The 24,114-nt window shown below is 66.4% G+C and carries 22 protein-coding genes and 1 pseudogene; 10 read left to right on the plus strand and 13 right to left on the minus strand.

From position 1 onward, the window contains the following. Window positions 1–9 precede the first annotated feature (9 nt). A complete protein-coding gene (locus tag ABIC16_RS12250; RefSeq protein ID WP_277968264.1) occupies window positions 10–1,971 on the minus strand; it encodes a putative bifunctional diguanylate cyclase/phosphodiesterase in 1,962 nt (653 codons plus the stop codon). A 144-nt stretch (window positions 1,972–2,115) separates the two neighbouring features. Between ABIC16_RS12250 and moaA the strand changes: the two genes are divergently transcribed. Next, window positions 2,116–3,129 (plus strand): GTP 3',8-cyclase MoaA, encoded by a 1,014-nt coding sequence (moaA, locus tag ABIC16_RS12255; protein ID WP_354291317.1) that lies wholly within the window; start codon window positions 2,116–2,118, stop codon window positions 3,127–3,129. After that, entirely contained in the window at window positions 3,126–3,905 is a 780-nt protein-coding gene (locus ABIC16_RS12260) for an NAD kinase (protein ID WP_354291318.1), read from the plus strand. Before moaA ends, ABIC16_RS12260 begins: the two co-directional genes overlap by 4 nt. Window positions 3,906–3,910: 5 nt before the next feature. Here the strand turns inward: ABIC16_RS12260 and ABIC16_RS12265 are convergent, their stop codons facing one another. From ABIC16_RS12265 to ABIC16_RS12280, 4 genes are all read right to left on the minus strand, one after another. Continuing rightward, window positions 3,911–4,444, minus strand: coding sequence for a GNAT family N-acetyltransferase (locus ABIC16_RS12265; RefSeq protein WP_354291319.1), 534 nt, complete (start codon window positions 4,442–4,444; stop codon window positions 3,911–3,913). Beyond that, complete coding sequence (gene ndk, locus ABIC16_RS12270) at window positions 4,437–4,859, minus strand: nucleoside-diphosphate kinase (RefSeq protein WP_056058698.1); 423 nt, start codon at window positions 4,857–4,859, stop codon at window positions 4,437–4,439. Before ndk ends, ABIC16_RS12265 begins: the two co-directional genes overlap by 8 nt. An 86-nt stretch (window positions 4,860–4,945) precedes the next feature. Then, window positions 4,946–5,389, minus strand: coding sequence for a DNA polymerase III subunit chi (locus ABIC16_RS12275; protein WP_354291320.1), 444 nt, complete (start codon window positions 5,387–5,389; stop codon window positions 4,946–4,948). A 118-nt stretch (window positions 5,390–5,507) separates the two neighbouring features. Then, window positions 5,508–6,980 (minus strand): leucyl aminopeptidase, encoded by a 1,473-nt coding sequence (locus ABIC16_RS12280; protein ID WP_354291321.1) that lies wholly within the window; start codon window positions 6,978–6,980, stop codon window positions 5,508–5,510. Between the two features lie 166 nt (window positions 6,981–7,146). Between ABIC16_RS12280 and ABIC16_RS12285 the strand changes: the two genes are divergently transcribed. From ABIC16_RS12285 to rsmA, 4 genes and pseudogenes are all read left to right on the plus strand, one after another. After that, on the plus strand, window positions 7,147–9,384 hold the full coding sequence (locus ABIC16_RS12285; protein WP_354291322.1) for an LPS-assembly protein LptD: 2,238 nt from the start codon (window positions 7,147–7,149) through the stop codon (window positions 9,382–9,384). Window positions 9,385–9,485: 101 nt separating this feature from the next. After that, window positions 9,486–10,908: pseudogene (locus ABIC16_RS21185) on the plus strand (peptidylprolyl isomerase). Between the two features lie 40 nt (window positions 10,909–10,948). Further along, the gene (pdxA, locus tag ABIC16_RS12300; protein ID WP_502958347.1) at window positions 10,949–11,920 is read left to right on the plus strand and encodes a 4-hydroxythreonine-4-phosphate dehydrogenase PdxA; all 972 of its coding nucleotides are present in this window, start codon (window positions 10,949–10,951) and stop codon (window positions 11,918–11,920) included. Then, entirely contained in the window at window positions 11,917–12,759 is an 843-nt protein-coding gene (gene rsmA / locus ABIC16_RS12305) for a 16S rRNA (adenine(1518)-N(6)/adenine(1519)-N(6))-dimethyltransferase RsmA (RefSeq protein WP_354291325.1), read from the plus strand. The genes pdxA and rsmA overlap by 4 nt, the downstream gene beginning before the upstream one ends. A 49-nt stretch (window positions 12,760–12,808) precedes the next feature. Here rsmA and ABIC16_RS12310 read toward each other — a convergent pair whose 3' ends face one another. From ABIC16_RS12310 to ABIC16_RS12345, 8 genes are all read right to left on the minus strand, one after another. Further along, a complete protein-coding gene (locus tag ABIC16_RS12310) occupies window positions 12,809–13,330 on the minus strand; it encodes a tetratricopeptide repeat protein (RefSeq protein ID WP_354292315.1) in 522 nt (173 codons plus the stop codon). A 34-nt stretch (window positions 13,331–13,364) separates the two neighbouring features. After that, window positions 13,365–14,537 (minus strand): RsmB/NOP family class I SAM-dependent RNA methyltransferase, encoded by a 1,173-nt coding sequence (locus ABIC16_RS12315; protein WP_354291326.1) that lies wholly within the window; start codon window positions 14,535–14,537, stop codon window positions 13,365–13,367. Window positions 14,538–14,677: 140 nt separating this feature from the next. After that, window positions 14,678–14,857, minus strand: coding sequence for a DUF1289 domain-containing protein (locus ABIC16_RS12320; RefSeq protein WP_354291327.1), 180 nt, complete (start codon window positions 14,855–14,857; stop codon window positions 14,678–14,680). After that, window positions 14,854–15,804, minus strand: a complete 951-nt coding sequence (gene dmeF, locus ABIC16_RS12325; protein ID WP_354291328.1) for a CDF family Co(II)/Ni(II) efflux transporter DmeF — start codon at window positions 15,802–15,804, stop codon at window positions 14,854–14,856. Before dmeF ends, ABIC16_RS12320 begins: the two co-directional genes overlap by 4 nt. A gap of 8 nt (window positions 15,805–15,812) precedes the next feature. Continuing rightward, window positions 15,813–16,088 carry a metal/formaldehyde-sensitive transcriptional repressor gene (locus tag ABIC16_RS12330; protein ID WP_354291329.1) on the minus strand — a complete coding sequence of 92 codons (276 nt, stop codon included), beginning with the start codon at window positions 16,086–16,088 and terminating at the stop codon, window positions 15,813–15,815. 176 nt (window positions 16,089–16,264) lie between these two features. Further along, window positions 16,265–17,722 (minus strand): IMP dehydrogenase, encoded by a 1,458-nt coding sequence (guaB, locus tag ABIC16_RS12335; protein WP_354291330.1) that lies wholly within the window; start codon window positions 17,720–17,722, stop codon window positions 16,265–16,267. A gap of 95 nt (window positions 17,723–17,817) precedes the next feature. Further along, window positions 17,818–18,132, minus strand: a complete 315-nt coding sequence (locus ABIC16_RS12340; RefSeq protein WP_354291331.1) for a hypothetical protein — start codon at window positions 18,130–18,132, stop codon at window positions 17,818–17,820. 543 nt (window positions 18,133–18,675) lie between these two features. Next, on the minus strand, window positions 18,676–20,283 hold the full coding sequence (locus tag ABIC16_RS12345) for a phosphoenolpyruvate carboxykinase (protein ID WP_354291332.1): 1,608 nt from the start codon (window positions 20,281–20,283) through the stop codon (window positions 18,676–18,678). 202 nt (window positions 20,284–20,485) lie between these two features. Between ABIC16_RS12345 and ABIC16_RS12350 the strand changes: the two genes are divergently transcribed. Genes ABIC16_RS12350 through rapZ form a run of 4 tightly spaced genes read left to right on the plus strand, consistent with a single transcriptional unit; the run spans window position 20,486 to window position 24,114 of the window. Then, window positions 20,486–21,193, plus strand: coding sequence for a response regulator (locus tag ABIC16_RS12350; RefSeq protein ID WP_354291333.1), 708 nt, complete (start codon window positions 20,486–20,488; stop codon window positions 21,191–21,193). Beyond that, window positions 21,162–22,757 (plus strand): sensor histidine kinase, encoded by a 1,596-nt coding sequence (locus tag ABIC16_RS12355; protein WP_277968246.1) that lies wholly within the window; start codon window positions 21,162–21,164, stop codon window positions 22,755–22,757. Before ABIC16_RS12350 ends, ABIC16_RS12355 begins: the two co-directional genes overlap by 32 nt. Next, complete coding sequence (locus ABIC16_RS12360; protein ID WP_354291334.1) at window positions 22,754–23,176, plus strand: HPr kinase/phosphorylase; 423 nt, start codon at window positions 22,754–22,756, stop codon at window positions 23,174–23,176. The genes ABIC16_RS12355 and ABIC16_RS12360 overlap by 4 nt, the downstream gene beginning before the upstream one ends. After that, on the plus strand, window positions 23,173–24,114 hold the full coding sequence (rapZ, locus tag ABIC16_RS12365; protein ID WP_277968244.1) for an RNase adapter RapZ: 942 nt from the start codon (window positions 23,173–23,175) through the stop codon (window positions 24,112–24,114). The genes ABIC16_RS12360 and rapZ overlap by 4 nt, the downstream gene beginning before the upstream one ends.

The raw sequence follows: 24,114 nt of genomic DNA on the forward strand, positions 1-24,114 counted from the left end.
CGCCGCTCGTTACGACCGGTCGAGCAGGGCGATCAGCGCGGGTTCGGTCAGCGGCTCGGCGCAGAGGAAGCCCTGGTATATTTGGCAGCCTTCGGTTGCCAGTCCGTCGAGCTGTTCCTGTGTCTCGACGCCCTCCGCGATGACGGTCAGCCCCAGCGAGCGCGCCATGTCGATCACGCCGCGCACGACGATCCGGTCGCGCGGCGAGCCAGTGATGTCCTGCGCCAGCTTCTTGTCGATCTTGAGATAATCGAGCGGAAGCGCCTTGAGATACGCGAGGCTGGAATAGCCCGTCCCGAAATCGTCGATCGCGGTCCGGCACCCTGCCCCGCGCAGCAGCGACAGCAACGCCGACGCGATGCCGAGATCCTCGATCAGCCCGCTTTCGGTAATTTCGAGCGTGAGGCATTTGCGGGAGAACCCGCTGGCATCGACCCGTGCCAGGAACAGGTCGGCGAATCCGGGCCGTGCGATATCGGCGGCGGTGAGATTGAGCGACAGGCGTACGTCGGCAAGCAACGCTGGCCACTTCGCCGCCTTGGCGAGCGCGAGCTGCTGAATATGATCCGACAGTCCGATTTCGAGGTCGGCGCGCTGCGCGGCGGCAAACAGTGTTTCCGCCCCGATCGTGCCGAACGTCGCATGCTGCCAACGCGCAAGTGCTTCCACGCCGACGATCTTTCCGGTCGCGATCGAGACCTGCGGCTGGAACAGGATGCCGATGTCACCGTGTTCGATCGCATGGTGCAGCTCGACCGCCAGTCGTCCGATCGTCGCCCCGCCATTCTCCGCGTCGGCGACGCGCAACGTGGCGCTGTCTGATTCGCGCGCCTCAGCCAACGCTTCGCTGGCGCGCCGCAGCAGCCGGGCGGCATCGTCCTCCGGCCCCGCCTCCGCCAGCCCGATCCGGCATCCGAGCAGGGCAATCGTATCGCCACTGACGAACGGCCGAGTCAGCGCCCCGACGATTCGCTCCGCGACCAGGTCCACGCGCGATCGCGGCGCTTGCGTCGCAACCATGAAGGTCGAACCACCCATCCGCGCGACCAGCGCATCCCGCCCGAGCATCTCGACGACCGCGTCGTTGATCCGGGTTTGCGCGGATCGCAACAGCGCGTCCCCCGCCACGCGCCCGTAAGCGGTGTTGACGGTTTCGAACCGATTGAGCGCGATGAGCAGGAGGTGGAGCGGCGGGCCGGCCGCCTCCCCAAGATGACGGGTGATCCAGCGGCGCGCACTTCCGGCGTCGCGCGCGCCGGAAAGCGCCTCGCGGACTTCGGCGGCGGGTTCGGGCGTCGTGCCGAGCGGCTCGACCACCGTGTCGATCTGGCCAGCGGCGGCATCGAACTGGAGGTGCTGGACGATCCGACCGACCCCCGCAATGTCATGCGCAAATGCCGTCGCGGATCGTTGCGGCGACATCCGCCGGAACGCCGACGTTGCGGCCAGCCGGTCGTTTCGATCCAAAAGGCGCAGCATCTCCCGAACCGTCAGCGTCTCTGCGCAATCGAGCAATGCGGCAAGTCCTGGCGTGAGGACGAGCGAACGATCAGCGAGCGTGTACCGCCACCCGAGCGGCGTAAACACCGCGCCGGTGTGCCATTCGCGTGCGATTCGCTCGGCATGCCGCGCGGCGAATCGCAAAGCCTGGAGGAATTCGGCATCGCTGAAGGGGCTTGCGAGGAAATGCGTTGCCCCGGCGCCATAAAGCGCGGTGATCGAGGCATTTTCGCCGCGCGAAACGAGCGTCAGCAGGGCGCCGCCATTGGCTTCGACCGCGCTGCCCAGCGCTGCCGTGGCCGAGATTCCCTCTGCGGTTGCTCCCCGCGCATCGACGACCGCAACCGCGGCGCCGCTCGACAGGAACCGCCGTTCGGCACCCCCCGCCCGGCGCGCCGCAACGACGTGCCATCCGCCGGTTGCGGCAATCGAAGCGAGTTCGTCGCGTTGGCGGAACGACAAAACGAACAAAGGAGCGGACGGCGGGGCGATGGCGGACGTCTTTCTTCGATCGGCGGGAGCAGATGTGCCCGAGCGGGGTTTAGAAGATTACAACACGATGGCCTAGGGTGCGTGACGGACTTGTTCCGCATGATCCCAAGGCTTAGCTCAAGGATGATGGCGATACTTTCCCCCTCTCTCAACCGCCCGCTGCAGGATCGCCACGGGCGGACGATCAGCTATTTGCGGATTTCAGTGACCGATCGGTGCGATTTGCGGTGTCGCTATTGCATGTCCGAAAAAATGACGTTCCTTCCGCGCAGTGCATTGTTGAGCCTGGAAGAGATCGCGATCATCGCGGAACGCTTTATCGCGCGCGGCGTGAACAAGATCAGGCTTAGCGGCGGCGAGCCGCTCGTGCGGCGCGATGTGGGCGAACTGGTCCGGCGTCTTGGCCGGCACGTCGGCACCGGGCTCGACGAGCTGACGATGACGACCAACGGCAATGCGCTGGTCGAGCATAGCGCAGCGATGGTCGCGGCGGGAATGCGGCGGATCAACGTCAGCCTCGACAGCTTGGACGCGGAGACGTTCCGATACATCACGCGCCACGGCGACGTGGCCCGGGTAACGGCCGGCATCCTCGCTGCGCGCGATGCCGGGCTGTCCGTAAAGATCAACATGGTCGCCTTGAAGGGGCTGAACGAGGACCATATCGCTCCGATGCTCGACTGGTGCATTGCCGAAGGTCTGGATCTGACGTTGATCGAAACGATGCCGCTGGGCCAGATCGACGAAGATCGCGCTGACCGCTTCGTTCCGCTCACCGCGGTTCTCGACGATCTGTCGGGCAAGTTCCCGCTGGTCCGGGATTCGCATCGCAGCGGCGGCCCCGCCCGCTACTGGCGAGTCGACGGGACGACCACCAAGCTTGGCCTAATCTCCCCGCTGACTGGGAATTTCTGCGATACGTGCAACCGCGTGCGCTTGACGACCGAGGGTGTACTCTACACGTGTCTAGGGCATGACGATAAGGTCGATCTCAAGGCGGTGTTGCGCGAACAGGGCGTCGATGGGCTGGATGCTGCGCTGGATGCCGCAATGCTGACCAAGCCCGCGCGCCACGACTTTGACATCGATGCCGCCGCCCCTGCGGTCGCACGGCACATGAGCGTCACGGGCGGATGAACCAGCCGTTGCGACGGGCGCTGGTCGCGTCGCCTACCCCCCCGGCGCAAGCGGCTTTCCAGACGCTGAACGAAAGTCACGACTGGGTCCCGCCCGAGGAGGCCGACATGATCGTCGCGCTCGGTGGGGACGGCTTCATGTTGCAGACGCTGCATGCGATGCTCGAGCGGCGCAAACCGGTGGTGCCGGTGTTCGGGATGAACCTCGGCACGATCGGGTTCCTGATGAACGAATGGCGCTCGCATGGTCTTGAGGGGCGTCTGGAACGCACCAAGGCGTTCAAGGTCGTCCCGCTTGCGATGACCGCGACGACGATCAGCGGCGAAGTCCATGCGCTGCCGGCGATCAACGAGGTGTCGCTGCTGCGCGAAACGCGCCAGACCGCCAAGCTGGAAGTAACGGTCAACGACCGGGTCGTGCTGCCCGAACTGGCCTGCGACGGGATCCTGGTCGCGACTCCGGCGGGGTCGACCGCTTATAACCTATCGGCACAGGGGCCGATCCTGCCGCTCGGGTCGAACATGCTGGCGCTGACGCCGATCAGTCCGTTCCGCCCACGGCGCTGGCGCGGGGCGATCCTGCCGGACAAGGCGCGAATCCGGTTGCGTGTGCTCGAGCCCGGCAAGCGTCCGGTCAGCGCGGTGGCGGACCAACGCGAGATTCGCGACGTGGCTTTGGTCGAGATCGTGATCGACCGAAACCGGGAGCTGACGTTGCTGTTCGACCCGGAACATGCGCTCGATGACCGGATCACGATGGAGCAGTTCGCGGCCTGAGCCGATCAGACGACCGTCCGCGCGTAGACGAGATCGTCGTGAACGACGGTGCCGACTCGGAACTGGCGCGTTCCGACGACCGTGAAGCCCTGGCGCTCGTAAAAGCGGTGCGCGCGGTGGTTTTCGCCCCACACGCCGAGTAGGATCCGGCGGCAGGACAGACGGGCGGCATCGTCCAGCACATGCTGCATCAGGGCGGGGCCAAGCCTCGACCCGCGCATCCGCGACAGGGTGTAGATCCGGCGCAGCTCGATGTCGCCGGGTTCGGGCGCGACGGGCAAGTCGACCGCGCTGGTCAGCACGGCGTACCCGACCGGCGCAAACCCGGGAATAATTTCGGCGATCGTCACCGCATCGCTGGGATCGGCGATCCAGCCCGCGAATTTCTCGGGCCGGTTATTGGCGGCGCAGTGCGCGACCATGTCGCTGCCGTCGAGCGACCCCGCGTAGGTATCTAGAAACGTCGCCGACGCGACGAGCGACAGGGCATCGGCATCCGCCGGCCCCGCCGCCCGCACGCGCCAGTTGGAATCAGCCAACGATTTCTTCGGGCTTGAAGAAATAGGCGATCTCGATCTCGGCATTCTCGTCGCTGTCCGACCCGTGGACCGAATTGGCTTCGATCGACTCGGCGAGCTCCTTGCGGATCGTGCCGGCATCGGCGTTCGCCGGGTTGGTTGCGCCCATGATGTCGCGGTTGCGCTGCATCGCGTTCTCGCCTTCGAGGACCTGCACGACGACCGGGCCGGAAATCATGAACGAAACCAGTTCACCGAAGAACGGGCGTTCCTTGTGGACGGCGTAGAAGCCCTCGGCCTGCTCGCGGGTCATCTGGATGCGCTTGGAGGCGACGACACGCAGGCCGGCTTCCTCGAGCATCTTGGTGACGGCGCCCGTCAGGTTGCGACGCGTCGCGTCGGGCTTGATGATCGAAAACGTGCGGTTCGCGGCCATGACCGTGAAGCTCCTTGATGATGAACTGTGGAAAGTGCGCGACCCCTAGTCGGGGCGCTTGAGCGATGCAAGCCGCGCCCTGCAGGTCACGCAGCCTGTTCCCAGCGGCCTTCGTCATTCTGCTTCCAATAGCGCCGGTCAACGCCGTCGCGGTCACCCAGCGCCCGCCACGCAGCACGGGCCTCTACGATCCGTTCGTCGTCGAAGAAATGAAACGCGCGGTCGAAGCCGAGCGCGTCCTCGCGCCACACCCCATCGGCGAGCGCGACGTTGCGCGCGGCGTTGGCGGCGTTCGGCTCGGCTGAGATCAAGATCGGTTGCAGCGCATCGCTGTCATCCCCCGCGACCTGTGCGTGCGGGAGGAAGCTTTCCGACGCATAGGTCCACAGCAATCGGTCGAGCGCGACGCACTGGTCGCTGCTCTCGGCAACGACGAGTAAACGCCCGCCCCCCCCGACCACGCGCTCCGCGATCCGGGGAAGCACGCGATCGAGTGGTTGGAGCGTCAGGTGGTAGAAATCGACCTGCATTGCTTTCCTTCGCCGTATTCCTGCGAAAGCAGGAACCCAAGGTCATGCAAGATAACACCCGCGGCTTATCGGACTCCTGGACTCCTGCTTTCGCAGGAGAACAGAAGCCGCTGGCACATCAGCCTTCGAAGTTTTCCGCCACGAACCGGTCGAGCAGGCGAACGCCATAGCCGGTCGCGCCCTTTTCGTAGTTCGGACCGGCTTTGTCCGACCAGACCATCCCGGCGATGTCGAGATGGGCCCACTTTACGCCATTCTCGATATAGCGCAGCAGGAACTGCGCCGCGGTGATCGATCCGGCGCCGCGCGGGCCGACGTTCTTCATGTCGGCGATCGGCGAGTCGATCAGCTTGTTGTACGCATCGCTCATCGGGAAGCGCCACAGCAGGTCGCCCGAGGCCTTGCCCGCCGCGAGCAACTGGTCGGCCAGAGCATCGTCGTTCGCGAAGCAGCCACCATGTTCGTGGCCGAGGCTGACGATCATCGCGCCGGTCAGCGTCGCCAGATCGACGATCGTCTTGGGGCGATGCGTCCGCTGGACCCAGGTCAGCGCGTCGCACAGCACGAGACGCCCCTCGGCGTCGGTGTTGAGCACTTCGATCGTCTGGCCGGACATCGAGGTCAGCACGTCGCCCGGGCGGATCGCGTTACCATCGGGCATGTTCTCGACCAGGCCGCACACGCCGATGACGTTGGCCTTGGCTTTGCGCCCGGCGATCGCCTTCATCGCGCCGACGACCGCGCCTGCGCCGCCCATGTCCCACTTCATGTCTTCCATGCCCGCGCCGGGCTTGAGCGAGATGCCGCCGGTGTCGAACGTCACGCCCTTGCCGACCAGCGCCAGATCGGGATCGCCAGCACCCTTACCGCTCCACTTGAGCGCGAGCAGCTGCGCGTTCTTGACCGAGCCCTGGCTCACGCCAAGCAGCGCGCCCATGCCGAGCGCGTGCATTTCGTCCTCGCCGAGGACGGTGACTTCGAGACCGAGCCCCTCGACCTCGGCCAGCACCTTGGCGACGAAGCTCTCGGGGTAAATGACGTTCGGCGGTTCCGCGACGAGCGTGCGGGTCAGTTCGAGACCCTCGGTCAGCGCCTTCTGCGGTGCCCAGGCGGCATCGGTACCGTCGGGCGCGTTGTGGAGCACGATGCTGGTCAACGTCGGCTTCGACTTTTCGGGCAGCTTGGTGCGATAGATGTCATGCCGCCAGCTGCGCTGCGCGGCTGCGCCGGCGAACCGTGCGGCGGCCTTGCCGGTTGCGCCCGCACCGGCGAAATCGACGCTCACCTGAGTGACTCCCGACGTGAGCAGGCGTCCGGTCAGGGCACCGCCGGCCTTTTCAAAGTCCATCTCGCCGCCGGCACCGGCGCCGATCAACAGCACGCGCTGCGCGCTGCCGTCCCGATCGACGAACGTCTCGACGATCGCGCCGGTCTCGCCGTCGAAGCGACTCGCCTTGGCCGCGGCCTTGAGCAGATCGATCGCGCTCTGCTCGACAAAGCCGCTGGCGAGCCGCGACAGCCCGTCCTTTTCGACGATGAGGGCAAGCGTCGCATCGGCTGCGGGGGCTGCACTGGAAAACTCGATATGCATGGAAACAAGCCTCGATCGGTCGGTCACGGTGAGTCGTCAGTCTCTAGGCCAGTGCGCCGTCGCTGGCAAAGCGCGCTTTGCGCGATTGCAGCGGCTCCGCGTCGATGCGATAGGGCATGATCGACCAACGGCCGCCGGCCCCATCGCATTTGGATGTTCTACCGCCGTGAAGCGTGCTGTTTTCCTCGCCACTTGCGTCGCGCCTGCCGCGCTGATCGCCCTTCCCGCCGTCGCGCAGGATCTGCAGACCCGTACCGTCGCCCCGCCGCCCCCGGCCACTACGACGAGCGTCAGCGACGATCAGGTCCAGTTCAACGCCGCCACGTTGCAATATGACATCGACGACGAGATCGTCACCGCGACCGGCGACGTCCGCATGTACCGCGCGGGGGATCGCCTGCGCGCCGACAAGGTCGTGTGGAACCGCAAGACCGGCAAGGTCATGGCCACCGGCAACATCGCGATCGTCAATCCCGGCGGCGACACCGCTTATGGCGATTCGATCGAACTGACCGATGCGCTGAAGGACGGCATGGTCGACAACATGCTGCTGGTCCTCGAAAAAGGCGGCAGGCTGGCGGCGCGCAAGGGCACGCGTGCGCTCGACGAGACCGTCACGCTGGAGGACGCGGCCTATACCCCGTGCGCCGTTACCGACGCTTCGAATTGCCCGAAGGAACCGTCCTGGAAGATCACCGCGGTCCGCGTGATCTATCGGCCCGAGCGCAGCCGGATCTATTACAAGGGCGCGCGGATCGACCTGTTCGGCTTGCCGTCGATTCCGCTGCCCGCTTTCTCCAACCCGATCGGTGGCGGGAACGACAGCGGTCTGCTGAGCCCGGATTTCCGCTACGGACGCGTGAACGGGCTTGAATTCGCGCAACCCTATCATATCGCGCTGTCGCCCAACCGCGGTCTGACCATCACGCCGCGGATCTTCAGCCGCGTGTTGCCGATGCTCCAGGCGGACTATCAGGCGCTCAACACGCTCGGTGCGTACCGGATTTCGGGCTATGTCACCGAAAGCCCGCGCAGCAACAATTTGCTGCTACCGACCCCGCCCAACACGCCCAACTCGTTCCGCGGTTATCTGGACGCTTCGGGCCGGTTCCAGCTCGACCCCAATTGGAGCGTGTCCGGCTCGCTCCGGCTTGCCAGCGACCGAACCTTCCTGCGCCGCTACGACATCTCGCGCGACGATCGGTTGCGCACGACGATCAATCTCGAGCGGATCGACGAAAACAGCTATTTCTCGCTCGCGGGATGGTATGTGCAGACGCTGCGGGCGGCCGACCCACAGGGCACCCAGCCGTTCGCACTGCCCGCGATCGACTATCGCCGCCGCATGCCCAACAGCCTGCTGGGCGGCACGTTCGAATTCCAGGTCAACAGCCTCGCCATCAGCCGCACCGACGGGCAGGACACCCAGCGCGCCTTTGCCAGCGCCCGCTGGGATTTGCGCAAGGTTACCCCCTGGGGGCAGGAAGTAACCTTTACCGCATTCGGACGCGGCGACGTGTACAACACCAACGACGCGATCTCGACGTCGGTGGCGAGCTATCGCGGCGTGGACGGGTTCCACGGTCGCTTGATCGGCGCGTTCGCGGTCGACATCAAATATCCGCTGATCGGCACGTTCTTGAGCGGTACGCAGCGGCTGATTCCGCGTTTCCAGGTGGTGACCTCGCCGCAGACCGGTTCGCTCGAGATTCCGAACGAGGATGCCCGCTCGGTCGATCTCGAAGATTCGAACCTGTTCGCGCTCAATCGTTTCCCAGGGTACGATCGGTTCGAGGCTTCGACCCGCCTCACTTACGGTGCCGACTGGCAGGTGGACCTGCCCGGGCTGTCGTTCAGCACCAACATCGGTCAGAGCTACCGCCTCAACAGCGAAACGCCGTTCTTTCCGGACGGGACCGGGCTGTCGCGCCGCCTGTCCGATGTCGTCGGACGGACCGAGTTGCGCTTCCGCGACTTCGTGTCGGTGATCCATCGCTATCGGCTCGACAAGGACGGGTTCGCGGTGCGCCGCAACGAGCTCGACGCCACCGTCGGCTCGCGCAGCACATATTTCCTGGTCGGCTATCTCCGACTCAACCGCAACATCGACCCGACGCTGGAGGATCTGCGTGACCGCGAGGAAATCCGCCTTGGCGGGCGTATCCAGTTCGCGCGGTTCTGGTCGGCGTTCGGCTCGACCGTGGTCGACCTGACCAATCGCAGCGAGGATTCGTTGTCGCTGGCGGACGGATTCGACCCGGTCCGCCACCGCCTGGGTGTCCAATATGAAGACGATTGCCTTCGGCTCGGCGTCACGTGGCGGCGCGATTACCAGAACACCGGCGACGCGCGCAGCGGCAACAGCTATCTGTTGACGCTGGCGTTCAAGAATTTGGGGCGCTAACGCTACTAGGCGTACGACCTGTGGCCGCTAAGCCACGGTTCAGCCACATGGCCGCATTAGGGGCATGGCCAGGGTTCGGCCATGCGGGATGGGATTGAGATTTGGTGACGACGACTACAGGCAAGACGGCGCGCACGGTGCGCCGTTTCGGGTTCGGTACGATGCTCGCGGCTTCTCTCGCCATGGCGGGAGGATCGATCGCGCAGACCGCTCCCGACGCCGCGCCGCAGGAAGGCGCCCCGCCGCAGGCATCGGTCGACCGCACCGGCAATCTCAATTTGCCGAGCAATCCAGAGATTTTTGGCAAGGTGGATCCCAACGTCCGCAAGCCAACCGCGATCGTCAACGGAACGGTGATCACCGGGACCGACGTCGACCAGCGTCTCGCCTTTCTGCTCGCCGCGCGCGACATGAAGCTGTCCGAACAGGAAATGGCGCAATACCGCCTGCTCGTGATCCGTCAGCTGATCGACGAGACGCTCCAGATCCAGGAAGCCAAGACCGCGGACGTCAAAATCTCGCTCGAGGAAGTCAACAAGAGCTACGATTCGATCGTCCGCAGCAACTTCGGCAAGTCGGCCGCGGACATGCGCACCTATCTGCGCAGCGTCGGGTCGTCGGAACGCTCGTTCAAGCGGCAGGTCGAGGCAGAGCTGTCGTGGAACCGCTATCTGCGGCGCAAGGTCGACATCAGCGTCGGCGACGAGGAAGTCCAGGCGATCATCGACAAGCTGAAGAAGCAGCAGGGCACGACCGAATATCACGTGCGCGAGATCTACCTATCCGCAGGCGGTGACCGCGCGCCAGGAAGTGTTCGCGCAGGAACAGCAGATCATGGCGTCGATCCAGAAGCGCGAGAAGGGCGACGACAGCTTCGGCTATTACGCTGGTGCCATGTCGGAGGCGTCGACGCGTTCGACCGGCGGCGATCTCGGGTGGCTCAACGAGAACCAGCTGGCACAGCTTCCGCCGTCGCTGGTCGAGGCGATCAAGACGATGCAGCCCGAGCATCTGGCCGGGCCGATCGAAGTCCCCGGCGGCTTCTCGATCATCTATCTGGTCGACACGCGCAAGGTCGGCGTCGCGGACCCGCTCGATTCGCGCCTGACGCTCAAGCAGCTCAGCGTGCGCTTCCCCGAAGGGATCTCGCAGGCGCAGGCCGACGCGCGAGTGACCGAATTCGCGAAACTGTCCAAGACGATCCGGGGTTGCGGCGAAGTGGCCAAGGTCGCCTCGGCGCTCGGTGCCGAAGTCGTCGACAATGATTCGGTCCGGATCCGCGATCTTCCGCCGGCATTGCGCGACATCATGGCAAAGCTGAGCGTCGGCGAGTCCACCCCGCCGTTCGGTTCGGCCAAGGACGGCATCCGGTCGCTCGTCCTGTGCGGTCGCGATGAAGCGTCGGGCAGTACGGTCCCCGGCGTGGAGCAGGTGCGCGGCCAGATGGAGAACGCACGCACCAATCTGCGCGCCAACCAGCTGCTGCGCGATCTCCGCCGTGATGCGATCATCGAATATCGTTGAGACGGTCGCCTCGACGCAGCTCGCGCCGCTTGTCGTCTCGATGGGCGACCCGGCCGGGATTGGTCCGGAAATCCTGGCGAAGGCCTGGATGAAGCGACGCGATGCCGGTTTGCCGGCGTTCTTCGCGACGGGCGACGTGCGCGCGATCGCGGCGGTATGGGATGGCCCGGTCGAGGCGATCCTCCACCCGGACGCTGCGCGCGGCGTGTTCGACCATGCCCTGCCCGTGCTGACGGTGGAGGATGGCGGCGAGATCGTTCCCGGCCATCCCGACGTCGCGGGTGCGCGCTGTGCGTTGCGCGCGTTGGAGCTTGCGGCGGGCCTCGTCCGGTCGGGCGCCGCGCGCGCGCTGGTGACCGCGCCGGTCTCCAAGGCGCAGCTCTACCACATCGGGTTCAACTATCCGGGCCAGACCGAATTCGTTGCGGAACGCTGCGGCATTGCGGGCGAGAATGCGGTGATGATGCTGGCCGGTCCCGACCTGCGCGTCGTGCCTATGACGACTCACGTCGCGCTCGCGGATGTCGGCGGCTTGCTGTCGGTCGAGCTGCTGGTGTCCAAGGGCCGCGCGACTGCGCGTGGGCTGACTCGCAACTTCGGTATCGCAGCGCCGCGCATCGCGTTCGCGGGGCTCAATCCGCATGCGGGCGAAAGCGGCGCGATCGGGCGCGAGGAAATCGACATCATCGCCCCGGCGGTCGCCCATTTGTGCGCCGAGGGCATCGCTGCGACCGGACCGTTCGCCGCCGACACGCTGTTCCACCCGCGCGCTCGGCTGAACTATGACGCGGTGATGTGCTGCTACCACGACCAGGCGCTGATCCCGATCAAGACGCTGTATTTCGACGAGGGCGTCAACATCACGTTGGGCTTGCCGATCGTGCGGACGTCGCCCGATCACGGGACCGCGTTCGATATCGCGGGCAAGAACATTGCCGAACCGGGCGCGATGATCGCGGCGATCCGGCTGGCGGGCGACGCTGCCGATCGTCGCGCCGCGATCGGCGCGTGAGTTCGCCCGAGGGGGCACCCGCGCGCCCCGATCTGCCGCCATTGCGCGACGTCATCGCCCGCCACGGGCTCGCCGCCAGCAAGGCGTTGGGACAGAATTTCCTGCTCGATGCGCAACTGCTCGCGCGGATCGCGCGCATTCCGGGGGATTTGCAGGGCGCGGAAGTGTTGGAGATCGGACCTGGTCCGGGTGGCCTGACCCGCGCGCTGCTCGCCGCAGGGGCGCGGGTAACCGCGATCGAGCGTGACCGGCGCTGTATCCCGGCGCTGGCCGAGCTGAGCGAAGCCTTTCCGGGTCAGTTGCGGGTGATCGAAGGCGATGCGCTCGAGATCGACGCGGTGCCCTTGTTTGAAGGCAAACCGCACATCGCCTCCAACCTTCCCTATAATATCGGCACCGCCCTGCTGGTGCGGTGGCTGTCGGCGGACTGGGTGCCGTGGTGGCAAAGCCTGACGCTGATGTTCCAGCGCGAAGTCGCCGACCGGATCGTCGCCAGGACCGATGACGACGCTTACGGGCGGCTAGCAGTGCTGGCGCAGTGGCGGAGCAAGGCGACGCTGGCGATGCCGGTCCACCGCTCGGCCTTTACGCCGCCGCCCAAGGTGATGTCTGCGGTGGTGCATATCGTGCCCGAAGCCGCACCCGACGCCGTTCGCTTCGCGACGCTCGAACGCCTGACCGGCGCCGCGTTCGGTCAGCGCCGCAAGATGCTGCGGCAAAGTCTCAAGGGCGTGCCCGGCGCGCTCGCTGCGCTGGAGGCGGTGGGCATCGATTCAACTCGCCGCGCGGAAACGGTCAGCGTCGCTGAATTCGTCGCGGTCGCGCGCGCGCTGGGTTAGGCGCGCGTCCCTGGCCGGAAGGTCAGGCCGTAAGCAAGACGACCCCGCCTCAGTCCTTGGCGGTCGGCGTCCCCGCGGGTGGCGGCACGACCGTCGCCGCAGCCGCCGTCACGATCGGGGGCCCCTTGGCGATCGATGCAGTCAGCGCCGCGATCTCCGGGCAGGCCCGCTTGGCGCAGACCGTCCGGATCTTGGCGAGATTCTCGCGCGCCCGTTGCACCGCCCCGCGTGCGACGAGCGCTTCGCCCTGCCCGCGCAATGCAGCGATGTCGTTCGGATCGAGCGATAGCGCCTCGCGGTACAGTCGGATCGCCTTGCCGGGCAATGCGCGCGCCTGCGCGACCTGTCCGAGCGCGACGAAGGCATCGCGATTGCGCGGGTCGACCGTGACCGCGCTCTCGAGCATGTCGGTCGCGCCATCAAGATTCCCCGCGCTCTGCAACGCCCGCCCCTTGGCGAGCAGCGCGAGCGAGCGCGCGTCGATCGCATCTTCGGCGCGCTGGCCCTGAACGGCGGTTCCGATCGTCAGCAGCGTCATCGCGGCCGCGATCGCAACGGGGGTGTAGCGCATGAGATACTCCAGCTTCGTCACGCGCACAGCGGTATCACCCACGCGTCAATCGTGCGACAAAAAACCCGTCGGTCGCATCGTGCGCAGGCGTCAGCCGAAGGCCCGCGCCATGGGCGCGACCGGCGGGCAAGGACAGCCGCTCGGCATGCCAGCCGGCATGGTCCGCGAGGAACGCCGAGACCTGGTTCGCCCCCTCCTCGTCGAGCAGCGAGCAGACGATGTAGACCAGCGCCCCGCCCGGCCGGACGAGCGCCGCGCCGATCGACAGGACATGCTGCTGCGTCGCGACCAGACGATCGAGCCGTTCGGGGCTTAGCCGCCAGCGTGCCTCGGGATTGCGGCGCCACGTGCCGGTGCCCGAGCACGGCGCGTCGATCAGCACGCAATCCGCGCTGCCGCCCCAGTCGGCCAGCATCTCCGCTTCGCGTCCCGGGTTGAGCAACCGCGTTTCGACGTTCGTGACGCCCGCACGCTCGGCACGCGGGGTTAGCCGCGACAGCCGGTTGCGATCGGTATCCGTCGCAAGGATCGTCCCCTCCCCGCCCATCGCCGCGGCGAGCGCGAGCGTCTTGCCGCCCGCGCCCGCGCAGAGATCGACGATCCGCTGGCCCGGCTTGGCCTGTGCGGCGAGCGTGACGAACTGGCTGCCCGCGTCCTGGACTTCGAGCGCGCCCTCGGGGACGCCTTCGATCCGGTCGACATCGGTGCCGGTCGGCAGCCGCAACCCGTCCGGCAGGCCAGCGATCGGTTCGGCGCCGTCGATCGCGAGGTCGGCCGCCTTGTCCCGGTTGATGCGCACGTCGAGCGGCGCGCGGTCGATCAACGCGGGGAATTCGCTATCGTCGAGCGCGGACCCGCGGAGGCGTTCCAGCAACCAGTTGGGCGCAACCCCGGGCCACGCCTTGCTTTCGCTGACGCCGATCGCGGCAGGGCCATGGCCGACGCCATCGAAGGTCGCGGCGAGATCCGGGTCCTCGGCGGCGAGCGCGAGCATTGCCGCCCGGCCAGAGCGCGGGCGTTCGCCTAACGTGCGGATCGCAGCGTAGACCAGCTCGCGGACGGCCCGACGGTCCTTGCTCCCGGCATAGCGCCGGTTGGCGAAGTAGCGGGCAACCAGCGTATCCGCCGCGGCGCCGGAATCGCGCGCGGCGACGATGATCTCGTCGAGCAGCTCGATCGCGGCCTGGGTTCTTGCGGCGGGGGTCATTGGCGGTCTTTCCGGGGTGTTGGCGGATCTGAAGGTTGCCCCTAGATCAGTTTCGCGCCTTCGCGAAACGATGGTGCGGGTCAGGACTACTGCTCGTGGTCGCTCAGCGTCCATTTGTCGACCGTCAGCGGACGCCGCCGCTACTCCGGTTTGGCAGACGCTAGTTTCGACAGCCGCCGCGGCAGGTCGGCGGCAATTTTCCTCTGCTGATGCGGCTGTGCCTTCTTCCAGCTGCGGCACTCCGGCTTGGTCCGCCCGCACGCCCGGCACCAACCGGTTCGTCCGTCGAAGGCGCAGATTTCGACGCACGGGGACTTCATCGAATTTCCACCGTCAGATGGGCGAGTTCGTGGACTGGACGCAGGCGTTGGCGGATCATCTGCTGGTCGATCCCGGGCCCCGCTGCCACGCTGACGATACCGGCATGAGCCTCGGGTCCGATCCGCCAGACGTGCAGGTCCAGAATGTCGGCGCCATTCGCATCGCCCAGAAGGCCGCGGACTTCGTCGGCCACAGGGTCGTCGGTCGCGTCCAGCAGGACGGCGGCCGTGTCGCGCATCAGCGTCCACGACCAGCGTGCGATGACGATCGCCCCGACGATCCCCATCACGGGATCCAGCCAGATCCAGCCGAGGTAGCGACCGGCCAGAAGCGCGGCGATCGCGAGCACCGACGTCAGCGCATCGGCGAGGACGTGGACATAGGCGGAGCGGAGATTGTTGTCCTGGCTCTTCACGGCCGGTCCGTGGTCATGGCCATGATGGTCGTGGTGCGGATGACTATGGCCGTGACCATGACCGTGCGAATGGCTGCCGGAGAGCAGGAACGCACTGACGATGTTGACCCCCAGCCCGACCACCGCGATCCACGTCGCCTCGACGAACGCGACGTGGATCGGCCGATACAGGCGCAACAGCGACTCGACGCCGATCCCGAAGGCGACGAGACCGAGCACGAGCGCAGAGGCAAAACCGGCGAGGTCCCCGACCTTGCCCGTGCCGAAGCTGAAGCGACGATCCGTGGCGTTGCGTTTCGCGTAGGCGTAGGCGGCTGCCGCAACGCCGAGCGCACCGGCGTGCGTCGCCATGTGGAACCCGTCCGCCAGCAACGCCATCGATCCCGTAATATAGCCGGCGATGATCTCCCCGACCATCATCACGGCGGTGAGCGCGACGACCCAGAGAGTGCGCCGGGCATTCTCATCGTGCGATGCGCTGAGAAAGACGTGGTCGTGCGGTACGGTATCGACTGCGGAGTGGGTCGCCATGGAACGTCCTATTTCACGTACCGACGGATCACCGTCACCAGATCTTCGGCACCTTTCGAGCGCGCCTCATCCGACAGGCCTGGCTTGACGACATGCTCGTGCAGATGGTCGACCACGATCTCGTCGAGCAGCCCGTTGACCGCGCCGCGGACCGCCGCGACGAGGTGGAGGACGTCTACGCAATCGGCGTCGCGCTCCAGGCTTCGCTCGACCGCCGCCACCTGTCCGGCGATCCGCTTCACGCGGGCGAGCAAGTCGCCCTTCTTATCGCTGAGATGTCCCATAGGGATACCCCCCTACCCTATGTTCTGGCAGGAAACCAGAGCGCAGCGAAGGCATGGCAGGAAGCAGTCATTCTGCTTCCTGCCATGCCCTGGCTTGCGGTGATGGATCGAACGCGGCGGAGGGGGTACCGGGCCTTAGGCCGGTCGTTCCCCGACCTGCGCCTATGCCCAAGCGTTTACCGCGTCGGGTAGTTGGGGGCTTCGCGCGTGATGTCGACGTCGTGGACGTGGCTTTCCTTGAGGCCAGCGCCCGTGATCTGGACGAAGCGCGCACGCTCCTGCAGCGCGGCGATGCTGGAGGATCCGGTATAGCCCATCGCCGCGCGAATGCCCCCGACGAGCTGGTGGATCACGTCGCGCGCCGGACCCTTGAATGCGACCTGGCCTTCGATCCCTTCGGGAACGAGCTTCATCTGGTCCTTGATATCACCCTGGAAATAGCGATCCGCCGAGCCGCGCCCCATCGCGCCGACCGAGCCCATGCCGCGATACGACTTGTACGCGCGGCCCTGGAACAGGAAGGTGTCGCCCGGGGCTTCCTCGGTGCCCGCGAGCAGCGAGCCGATCATGCATGCCGACGCGCCCGCCGCGAGTGCCTTGGCGAGATCGCCCGAGGTGCGCAAGCCACCGTCCGCAATGACGGGCACGCCCATTTTCTGGCCGACTTCGGCGCAATCCATGACGGCGGTCAGCTGCGGCACACCGACGCCTGCGACGACGCGCGTGGTGCAGATCGAGCCCGGGCCGATCCCGACCTTGATCCCGTCCGCGCCCGCATCGATCAGCGCGCGCGTGGCCTCGGCGGTCGCGACGTTGCCCGCGATCACCTGGACCGAATTGCTGAGCTTCTTGACCCGCTCGACCGCGCGCGCGACGTCGCGGTTATGGCCGTGCGCGGTGTCGATGACGACGAGATCGAGTTCGGCATCGACCAGCGCGGCTGTACGATCGAACCCCTTGTCGCCGACCGTCGTCGCCGCCGCGACGCGGAGCCGCCCGGCGGCGTCCTTGGTCGCGTTCGGGTAGGTGACGGCCTTTTCGATATCCTTGACGGTGATCAGGCCGATGCAGCGATACGCCTCGTCCACCACCAGCAGTTTCTCGATCCGGCGCTGGTGGAGCAGGCGACGCGCTTCCTCCTGCGTGACGCCAGGGGAGACGGTCGCGAGATTCTCGTGCGTCATCAGCTCGGAGACCGGCTGGCGCGGGTTCTCGGCGAAGCGGACGTCGCGGTTGGTGAGGATGCCGACGAGCACACCATCCGCGCGGACGACCGGAATGCCGCTGATCCGGTGATGCTTCATCAACGCCTGCGCATCGGCGAGCGTCGCGTGCGGCTCGATCGTGATCGGGTTGACGACCATGCCGCTTTCGAACCGCTTGACCGCGCGCACCGCGGCAACCTGCTCGTCGACTTCCATGTTGCGGTGGAGCACGCCGATCCCGCCCAATTGCGCCATGACGATCGCCATGTCGGCTTCGGTCACGGTGTCCATCGCGGACGACAGGATCGGGATGTCGAGCGAGATGCCGCGCGTCACGCGCGTCGCGGTGTTGGTCTGGCTCGGGACGATGTCCGATTCAGCGGGCACCAAGAGGACATCGTCGAAAGTGAGTCCGAGGCGAATGTCCATGGGTGCCGGTCCTGCGCGGGAAGAGAAAAGCGAGTCGTGGCGGTCCATGTAACCGCCGACCCCGCAAAGCGCCAGACCGCAGCCCGATTTCCGCCTCAGCGCTTGGCGAAGAACCCCGACGCGAGCGTGCCGAGCTGCCCAAGCACCCCGCCCTGCGCGCCGAGCATTGCGGCGACCTTGGCGAGCGTTTCCTCGCCACCGATCATCTGGAGCAGCTGTTGCAGCGTCTCTGGCGAAAGTCCGGTGTTTGCCGCCGCGGTGCCGACCGTATCCCCGGGCGCGGCGTGCGCCTGCCCCAGCGCCTGCAAGGCGAGCTCGACCTGTTGCGGGGTCAGCCCGACCTTGGCGGCGAGCGTCGCCACGTCGACATTCTGCAGCACCTGTCCCAGCACGCCGTCGAACATTCCCATCGATCCATCCTCTTACGCTGCTTAACGCCGACCGCGCTCCTATCACGCACCCGGCAGGCGGCGCGAGATCGGGTGCGACGAAATCGCGTCGTGCAGCAACCGAGAACAATCGATCGCGGGAGTAAAAACGGAGCGGCCAGTCGCGCCGCCCTTCCGCGCGTTGTAGCAGCGTATTGACGGTCACCGCCAGCGACGTCTCGGGGGCCGCATGCGCAAGATAGGACCGTATCCCCGCGACGAAGCTCTGGGTGATCGTGGCGTGATAGCCACGGGTGTCGTCATTCACCCCGCCAACCGACTCGTTGTAGCGGCAGATGATAGTCGCGATCTCCGCATCTACGTTTACGTCGGGCCGATCGCGCAAGAGCCAGCACGTCGCAGCGATATGCGCTTCGTGCGTCCAGTCGGCCTTGGCCAGAGTGCAAGCCAACAACCCCTCCCCGATGCGCCGAATTGCGGCGTCATCGGGGAACAGTCTGGGTCCTGGTTCGGCAATCGGCATCGGAACCTCCGCAAGAGGCCCGGTGCCGGTTCCCGGGCGGATCAGGCCGGCGCGTGGACCTTCGGCGCGGATTGGCGCACGCCTTCGTCGACATGCTCCGCGAACTGCGCGAAGTTTTCAACGAACAGATCGACGAGTCTTGCCGCCGTGGCGTCATACGCCTCCTTGTCGGCCCAGGTCGCGCGCGGGTCGAGGATCGCGCTGTCGACCCCCGGCACAGCGACCGGCACCTTGAACCCGAAGTTCGGGTCGGTGCGGAACTCGGCATCGTTCAAGGAACCGTCGAGGGCGGCGTTGAGCAACGCGCGCGTCGCCTTGATCGGCATGCGGCTGCCGACGCCGTACTTGCCGCCGGTCCAGCCGGTGTTGACCAGCCAGCAGTCGACCCCGCCCTTGGCGATCCGCTCCTTGAGCAGATTGCCGTAGACCGACGGGTGCCGCGCCATGAACGGCGCGCCGAAGCAGGTCGAGAAGGTCGCATCGGGCTCGGTGACGCCGATCTCGGTCCCCGCGACGCGTGCGGTGTAGCCCGAGAGGAAGTGATACATCGCCTGTTCGGGCGTCAGCTTCGCGATCGGCGGGAGGATGCCATAGGCGTCCGCGGTCAACATCACGATGTTGCGCGGCACCGGACCCATGTTGTTTTCGGACGCATTGGGGATGAAGTCGATCGGATAGGCGCCCCGGCTGTTCTCGGCGAGACTCGCGTCGTCGAGGTCGAGTTGGCGCGTCACCGGGTCCATCACGACGTTCTCGAGGATCGTGCCGAAGCGCTTGGTCGTCGCGAAAATTTCCGGCTCGGCGTCCGCGGAGAGGCGGATCATCTTGGCGTAGCAGCCACCCTCGAAATTGAAGACCGCGGTGTCGGACCAGCCATGCTCGTCGTCGCCGATCAACGTGCGACTGGCGTCTGCGCTGAGCGTCGTCTTTCCGGTGCCCGACAGGCCGAAGAACACCGCAGTATCGCCGTCGGGGCCCATGTTGGCCGAGCAGTGCATCGGCATCACACCGGTCGGCGGAAGCAGGTAGTTGAGCAGGCTGAACACCGACTTCTTCATCTCGCCGGCATAGCGGGTGCCGCCGATCAGGATCAGTTTCTCGGTGAAGTTGACCGCGATCACGGTTTCGCTGCGGCAGCCGTGCCGCTCGGGCGAGGCGCGGAAGCTCGGCAAGTCGACGATCGTGTAATCGGGTACGAAGTCGCGCAGCTCGGCCTCCGCCGGGCGGACCAGCATCGTGCGGATGAAGCTGTTGTGCCACGCGAGTTCGTTGACGACGCGGACCTTGACGCGGTGCTCGGGCTGCGAGCCGCCGAACAAATCCTGGACGAACAGGTCTTCCTTGTGGCGCAAGGCCGCGAGGAAATCGGTCTTGAGCGCGGCGAAATGCTGCGGACTCATCGCCTTGTTGCTCTTGCCCCACCAAACGGTGGACTCGGTCTCGGCGTCGCGCACGATGAACTTGTCCTGAGCGGATCGGCCGGTATGCGCGCCGGTCTCGACGACCAACGGACCATCGGCGGACAATTTGCCCTCGCCGCGGGAGATCGCCGCTTGGATCAGACGGGCGGTTACGAGGTTCCAATGGAGGCTGGCGCGGGTCTCGATGCCCTGCGTGTCCAGCCCGGAAACCGGGATGCGGTCGCTCACGATATCACTCTCCTACCGTGCCGACCATCGAGGGTCGGCATCGTTATGCTTCGATCCTTGGCGCATATCGCTGAGGACAGGCAGGGTCAAACAAGCGATTGGCGGTGCGATCACAAGGTGGGACAGTGTCCGTTCAGCTTGCATTGAGGCGCGGGCCGTAATGGATTAGGTCCGCCCTTTCACGACACGAGGCCCTTCGCCGATGACGGCAACGATCGCGCTGGTCGACGACGACCGCAATATCCTGACGTCGGTGTCGATCACCCTGCAGGCCGAAGGCTTCGTGACCCGGCTGTATTCGGATGGCGAAACCGCGCTCAAGGCGTTGATCGACAATCCGCCCGACATTGCGATCCTCGACATCAAGATGCCGCGGATGGACGGGCTCGAACTGCTGCGCCGCCTGCGCGAGAAGAGCATGGTCCCGGTCATCTTCCTGACCTCGAAGGACGATGAACTCGATGAAGCGCTCGGGCTGGCGATGGGCGCGGACGATTACATCTCCAAGCCGTTCTCGCAGCGCCTGCTGATCGCGCGGATCCGCGCGATCCTGCGGCGCGCGGAAGGATCGCAAGGCGGATCGGGCAGCGAGGAACCCACCGCCGAAACCAGCCTGATCCGCGGTCGGCTGGCGATGGATACCGCGCGCCACCGCGTATCCTGGGCGGGTGCGCCGGTCACGCTGACCGTCACCGAATTCCTGATCCTCGAGACGCTGGCGCAGCGCCCCGGCATCGTGAAGACCCGCAACCAGTTGATGGACGCGGCGTATCACGACGATATCTATGTCGACGACCGCACGATCGACAGCCACATCAAGCGCGTCCGCCGCAAGTTCCGGCAAGTCGACCCGAACTTCGACGCGATCGAAACTCTCTATGGAGCGGGCTATCGATTCTCCGAGGAATGACGAGCCCGCGCGCGACGAGGATGCTCGCGCGCTGTCGCTCCGCTGGTCCGCGCGGGTGTCGCTCACGCCGCGGATCCTGTTCGTTAACGTCTTCGCGCTGGCGATGCTGGCGGGCGGGTTCTTCTACCTCGATTCGTACCGTAGCCGGATCGTCGACGAACGCGTGCGGCAGTCGATCCGCGAAGCGCGGCTCGTCGCCGAGTCGATCGTCTCGGTCCCCGAGCAGCAACGCCCCGAACTGGCGCTCAGGCTTGCGCGCGCGACGGGCGTGCGGTTGCGGATCTACGACGGACGCGACCTGCCGATCATCGATACCCGCAAGCTCGGGCTTCGCAATTTCGTGCTGCAGGACCCGGACAAGCAGGACTGGAGCCAGGCCTCCGCGCGTGTCCTCGACGCGATCATCGACACCGTCGTCGGCACGCCGCGCGCGCCGCTGTATCGCGAACATCTCTCGGGGCTCAACTGGCCGGACGTGCGGACCGTCCGCGCAACCCCGACCGTCTCCGCGACGGTGTGGCGCGCCCCCGACCGTACCCCGGTAATCACCGCCGCCGCGCAACTCGCGCACGGGGGGGTCGTGATGACGACCAACAACGTCCGCGACATCACACAGACCGTTCGAGTCGAGCGGTTCCGGCTCGGGATCGTGCTGATGATCGTCTCGATCGTCTCGATCCTGCTGTCGCTGTTCCTCGCGCGCACGATCGTCCGGCCGTTGCGCAGGCTCGCCTATGCCGCGGTGCGCGTGCGGATGGGGCGCGCGCGCGAAGTCGTCGTCCCCCGCCTGCCCTATCGCCGCGACGAGATCGGGATGCTGGCGCGCGCGCTGTCGGACATGAGCCTTGCGCTGCGCGCGCGGATCGACGCGATCGAGGCGTTCGCGGCGGACGTGACGCATGAGATGAAGAACCCGCTCGCGTCGCTGCGCTCGGCGGTCGAGGGGCTGACGCTGGTCAAGGATGCCGAGCTCCAGGAGCGGCTGCTCGCAATCGTCCGCGACGATGTCCATCGGCTCGACCGGCTCATCACCGACATCGCCGAAGCGTCGCGGCTGGATGCGCAGCTTAGCCGCGCGAAGTTCGAGGAAGTCGATCTGGGCGCGATGATTGCCGCGCTGATCGCGGGTCGCGAGGAACGTGGGATCGAGCGGGGAATCGGTCTTCGGCTTCACCTGCATGACGACGGCGGTGCGGGGTTCGTGGTGCTGGGCGAAGGCGGGCGGCTGGAACGCGTGATCGACAATTTGATCGACAATGCCGTGTCCTTCTCACCCGAAGCCGGACGGATCGACATCACTTTGTCCCGCACGCCGGAGGAGGTCGTCATCGCGGTCGAGGATGAGGGCCCCGGCGTTCCTGCGGACGCGCGCGAGAAAGTGTTCCAGCGGTTCCAGTCGCTGCGCCCGGCGGACGAGGCGTTCGGCAAGCATTCCGGCCTCGGCCTCGCCATCGCACGCACGATCGTCGATGCGCACCAGGGACGGATCACCGCCGAGGCCCGCCATACCGGGGTCTCCGGTGCGCGGTTCATGGTGTGTTTGCCCGTCGGGGAACCGCGGTGAGCCCTGCACCGATCCACGCCACCACGGTCGCGATCGATGGTGTAGCGGTGCTGTTGCTCGGGCCGTCCGGTTCGGGGAAATCGGATCTCGCGCTCCGGCTCATCGACCGCGGTGCGGTGCTGGTCGCGGACGATTACACCGTCGTAACTGTCCACGACGGCGCGCTCCGCGCAACCGCGCCGGATACGATCCGCGGGAAGATCGAGGTTCGAGGGGTCGGGATCATGCCCATCGATGCGATCGATGACGTTCCGATAAGGCTCGCGGTACGGCTGGACCAGCCGGTCGAACGCCTGCCGCTCGAAACGCAGGCAACGTATCACGGGGTTGCGATTCCGCAGATCGCGATCGCACCTTTCGAGGCGTCTGCGCCGATCAAGGTGGAAATGGCGGTCCGCCACGCTACAGAGGCGTCATGACGCTAGACCCCAAGGAAATCCTGCTCGTCACCGGCCTGTCCGGCGCGGGCAAGTCGACCGTGCTCCGCACGCTCGAGGATCTCGGCTGGGAGGTCGTCGACAATTTCCCTCTAGCGCTGCTAGACCGCCTTCTCAGTTCGCCCTTGCCCCAGGGCGCGGAGCAATCGAGCCAGCCGCTCGCGATCGGCATCGGCGTGCGGACGCGCGATTTCGACTCGGACGGGATCGTCGACCGGATCAAGCATCTCCGCGAAACCTATGGCCATGACGTCGGCACCTTGTTCCTCGATTGCGCAGGCGGCGAACTCGAGCGGCGGTATTCGGAAACCCGCCGCCGCCATCCGCTCGCGGTCGACCGCCCCGCCGCCGACGGAATCGCGCGTGAACGCGACTTGCTCGCGCCATTGCGGCGCTGGGCGAACCGCCTGATCGACACGACCGACATGACCGGCAACCAGCTTGCGGAACAGGTCCGCGATACCTTCTCGCGGGAGCACCAGGCCGGCCCGACCTTGACGGTGACGTCGTTCGGTTTCGCGCGCGGCGTTCCGCGCGGGGCCGACCTGATGTTCGACATGCGGTTCCTCCGCAATCCGCACTGGGTGCCCGAATTGCGTCCCGGTACGGGACTCGACGCCGACGTCTCCGCCTATGTCGCGCAGGACCCGGCGTACGAAGCCGCGGTCAGCCGGATCGAAGACCTGCTCCTGCTCTTGCTCCCGCGCTACCGCGCCGAGGGCAAGTCGTATCTGACGATCGCCTTCGGCTGTACCGGAGGGAGACACCGCTCGGTCCACGTCACCGAACGCGTTGCGGCGCGGTTGCGCGACGCCGGATTTTCGCCCACGGTTACACACCGCGATCTCGCCGCCGCCCCCCAGGACTCGCTCGAAGGGGTGCCCGATGATCGCCAGCAAGACGGAACGGCGGAAGCGTGA

This window comes from Sphingomonas sp. PvP055, assembly GCF_040546365.1.
Classification (GTDB): domain Bacteria; phylum Pseudomonadota; class Alphaproteobacteria; order Sphingomonadales; family Sphingomonadaceae; genus Sphingomonas; species Sphingomonas echinoides_A.